This window comes from Actinotalea ferrariae (assembly GCF_019733465.1).
Taxonomy (GTDB): Bacteria; Actinomycetota; Actinomycetes; order Actinomycetales; family Cellulomonadaceae; genus Actinotalea; species Actinotalea ferrariae_A.
The window spans coordinates 1-3,806 of sequence record NZ_JACVQL010000013.1; the positions used below are offsets into that span (position 1 = coordinate 1).

Here is a 3,806-nt window from a genome sequence, read left to right on the forward strand (position 1 = left end):
GCTCATGACGCGAGCTCCCGCGCGCGCGTACGCCGCGCCCGTTCACGGTGCCGCGCCGCGCGTCCGCTGCGGGAGGCCGGCCGCGCGCCGCCCTCCTGCCGCCCGGGGACCCGCCCGCTCAGCCATCCGATTCCGATCTCCTGACCCGGGCCGCCTGCATCCAGTATCCGCGTCGACGGGAGACGGTGGAAGCCCGCGGGTCGCGGCAGCGGACGGGCAGGTCGCGCCCGGTCCAAGCGCAGCCCAGGAACGGGGAAGGTCGGCGTCGCATGCCGACCCCGACCTTCCCCGTCCAGCCCTGGTGGGAGCAGTACGTCACGTGGCGACGCGACATCACCACGGAAGCGCTGGGGCCGCGTCAGACGGCGGCCGTCTCCGCCAGGTGGTTCGAGATCTTCGACTCCTTGGTGCCGTCGGCCGCGCTCGCGCCGCCGGTGAAGGCCCCGTGGTACTGCCGCGCCGGGTGCGTGTCCTCGGCGAACACGCGGCCCTCGCCGAAGAGGTTCTCGCGCAGCGTCGAGCCCTCGTACTCCGTGCGGGCCCGGCCGCGACGCTGGAGCTCGGGCACCACGAGGTCGACGAGGTCCTCGAACGTCCCGGGCGTGATCGCGTACGCGAAGTTGAAGCCGTCGACGCCGCCCTCGTCGACCCAGCGCTCGAGCTCGTCGGCCACGTGCTCGACGGACCCGACGAGCACCGGCCCCAGGCCGCCGATGCTGCGGTTGCGGACGATGTCGAGCGGCGTCCACGCGCGGTCCGGGTCGATCGTCGTGAGCATCTGCAGCGCCGAGCGCAGCGAGTCGTTCTCGACCTCGACCAGCGGCTGGTCCGGGTCGTACTCGGAGAAGTCCACGCCGGTCCACCCGCCGTACAGCGACAGCGCGCCCTCGGGGTTGGCGTAGCGCAGGTAGTCCTCGAACTTCGCCTGCGCGGCCTCGTCCGTCTCCGCCGTGATGACCGTGATGAGCGAGAAGATCTTGACCGAGTCCCGCGAGCGGCCGAGCGCCTCGGCGCGGTCGCGGATGTCGTCCGTCGTCTCGCGTGCCTGGGCGATCGTGCCGGGGCTGATGAACACGCCCTCGCCGTGCTTGGCCGCGAACCCGCGCCCGCGCGGCGACGCGCCGGCCTGGAAGATCACCGGCGTGCGCTGCGGGCTGGGCTCCGAGAGGTGGATGCCGGGCACGCTGTAGAACTCACCCTGGTGACCGATGGGGTGCACCTTCGTCGGGTCGGTGAAGACGCCGCGCTCCTTGTCGCGCACGACGGCGTCGTCGTCCCAGCTGCCCTCCCACAGCTTGTAGGTGACGTCGAGGAACTCGTCCGCGAGGTCGTACCGCGCGTCGTGGCTCATCTGCTTGGTGAAGCCGAGGTTGATCGCGGCGCTGTTGAGGTAGCCGGTCACGACGTTCCACGCGACGCGGCCGCGCGTGAGGTGGTCGAGCGTCGAGAACTTCCGGGCCAGCGCGTACGGCTGCTCGTACGTCAGCGCGCTCGTGACGCCGAAGCCCAGGTGCTCGGTCACCGCGGCCATGGCCGGGATCTGGAGGAACGGGTCGTTGACGGGCACCTGGACGGCGTCGGTCAGCGAGCCCGCGACCGTCCCGCGGTAGACGTCGTACACGCCCACGACGTCGGCGATGAACAGCGAGTCGAACCGGCCGCGCTCGAGGAGCTTCGCGAGCTCGGTCCAGTACTCGAGCGTGTTGTAGTCCCACGCCCGGCTCTCGGGGTGGCGCCACGTCCCGGCCGCCTGGTGCGTCACGCAGGTCATGTCGAACGCGTTGAGGACGATGCGCTTCTTCTGCTCGGGGGTCACGGGGGTCTCGGTCACGAGGGTCTCCTTGCTGGTCGGGCTGGGCGGGCTGGGCGGGCTGGTCGGGCTGGTCGGGCCGGGCGGTGCGGCGGACGGGTTGGCGGTCACTCGGCGTCGAGGGGCAGCAGGACGCCCTGCACCTCGGGGTCGGTCGCGAGGTACTCCTGGACGCGCGGGTCCTGGAAGGCCTCGATGAGGCTCTGGATGTTGGGCTCGTCGATCCAGCGCGTGCCGACGGTCAGCTGGCCCGCGAACTCGTCCGGGGCCGGCGGGGCGAAGATCTGCTGCTCCACCGGGATCTTCGCCGCGACGTAGTACTCGGTGTAGCCGACGGCGCCGTCGAGGTCCGGCAGGGCGCGGGACTGGGCGCCGAAGTCGAGCAGGACGAACTCGAGGTCCTTCGGGTTCTCGACGATGTCGTCCTGCGTCGCGGTCCACTTGTCGACGGACGGGTCGAGCGTGATGAGGCCGGCCCGCTCCAGGACCCACAGGCCCTGCGCCTCGTTGGCGGGGTCGGAGTAGAGCGAGATGGTCGCGCCGTCGGGGATCTCCTCGACGCTGTCCCACCTGGCGCTCCACAGGCCGAAGCCCCAGCGGAACACCGGCGTGGCGGCCGTCTCCTCGAAGCCGGGGTTCGCCTCGAGCACCTGGCTGAGCCACAGCTCGTGCTGGTAGACGGTCGCGGCGACCTCGCCGTCGTTCACGGCCCGGTTGATGGTGTTGCTGTCCGCGAGGCCCTTGAACGCGACGGTGATCCCGTAGTCGGGCGCGATCTCCTCGGCGACGTACTCGACGAGCGCCTGCTCGCGGGCGTTGCCCTCGGCCGTCGCGACGTAGAGGGTCGCGCCGGCGATCTCGTTCGGGCTGGCGGCGCCGCCCAGGCGCGGGACGACGATCGCGGCGGCCGCGGCCGCCACGACGACGGCGCCGCCCACGACAAAGGGCCAGCGGCGGCGACGCGTGAGCTCGAAGCCGTGGTCGTGCGTGTCGGGGCCGTCGGTGCCGTCGCCGGTCTGCGGGCGGTCGGTCTCGGTGGTGGTCATGGCAGTGACTCCTCAGGGTGCGTGGTGGTCGTGCGGTGCACCTCGGCGGGCGTGGCAGCGCCCGGCGCCCGAGGTGGTGGTGCTGGTCGGGTCAGGCGGCGACCTCCGCGGTGGTGCGAGCGGGCGCCCCGCGGCGGCGCGAGCGGCGGGCGTGCGGGGTGGCGGCCCGCGCGAGCCCGTCGCCGAGCAGCTGGACGAGGGCGACGAGCGTCACGAGGACGACGATCGTCGCGAGCATCACCGCGTGGTCGAACCGCTGGTAGCCGTAGGTGACGGCCACGTACCCGATGCCCCCGGCGCCGATGGTCCCCGCGATCGCCGAGTACTCGATCATCGCGATCGTGTTGATCGTCAGGCCGCCGATGATCGACGGAAGCGCCTCGGACAGCTGGACCGTCGTGACGATCTGCACCGGTGAGGCGCCGGACGCCGTCGCGACGCGCACGAGCGACGGCGGGACGGACCGCAGCGAGTTCTCGACGATCCGCGCGAAGAACGCGATGCCCGCGAGCGACATGGGCACGACGGCGGCCGCGATCCCGATGTTGGTGCCCGTGACGAACCGGGTGACCGGCACGAGCGCGGCCATGAGGATGAGGAAGGGCAGCGAGCGGCCCACGCTCACGACCCAGCCGAGCGTCTGGTGCAGCGCGGGCCGCTCGACGAGCCCGCCCGGGGCGAGGTTGTGCAGCAGCACGCCGAGCGGGACGCCGACGAGCACGACGACCGCCATGACGATGCCGACCATGAGCAGGGTCTCCCCGAGCGCAGGCAGCACGAGGGCGGGGATCTCGGCGAGGGGCGTGTCCCCCGCGGCGGGCACGCGGAGCGCCGGGACGGCGACGGCGGGCGCGCTCATGCGACCGGCTCCAGCTCGCGTCGCGCGACGACGTCGCCGTCGGACGCCTCGGGCGACGACGGCCCGGCCACCGCGGCTCCGGGCGCCGCCT

Annotated in this window: 3 protein-coding genes; all 3 read right to left on the reverse strand. The window is 72.7% G+C overall.

Going from position 1 to position 3,806, the window contains the following annotated elements; genetic code table 11:
• Positions 1-358: 358 nt before the first annotated feature.
• A complete protein-coding gene (locus ICW40_RS01055; protein WP_308121552.1) occupies positions 359-1,831 on the reverse strand; it encodes an LLM class flavin-dependent oxidoreductase in 1,473 nt (490 codons plus the stop codon).
• Positions 1,832-1,917: 86 nt separating this feature from the next.
• On the reverse strand, positions 1,918-2,856 hold the full coding sequence (locus tag ICW40_RS01060) for a MetQ/NlpA family ABC transporter substrate-binding protein (RefSeq protein WP_221651939.1): 939 nt from the start codon (positions 2,854-2,856) through the stop codon (positions 1,918-1,920).
• Positions 2,857-2,947: 91 nt separating this feature from the next.
• Positions 2,948-3,715: a methionine ABC transporter permease gene (locus ICW40_RS01065; RefSeq protein WP_221651940.1), complete on the reverse strand. Its 768-nt coding sequence runs from the start codon at positions 3,713-3,715 to the stop codon at positions 2,948-2,950.
• Between the last annotated feature and the right edge of the window lie 91 nt (positions 3,716-3,806).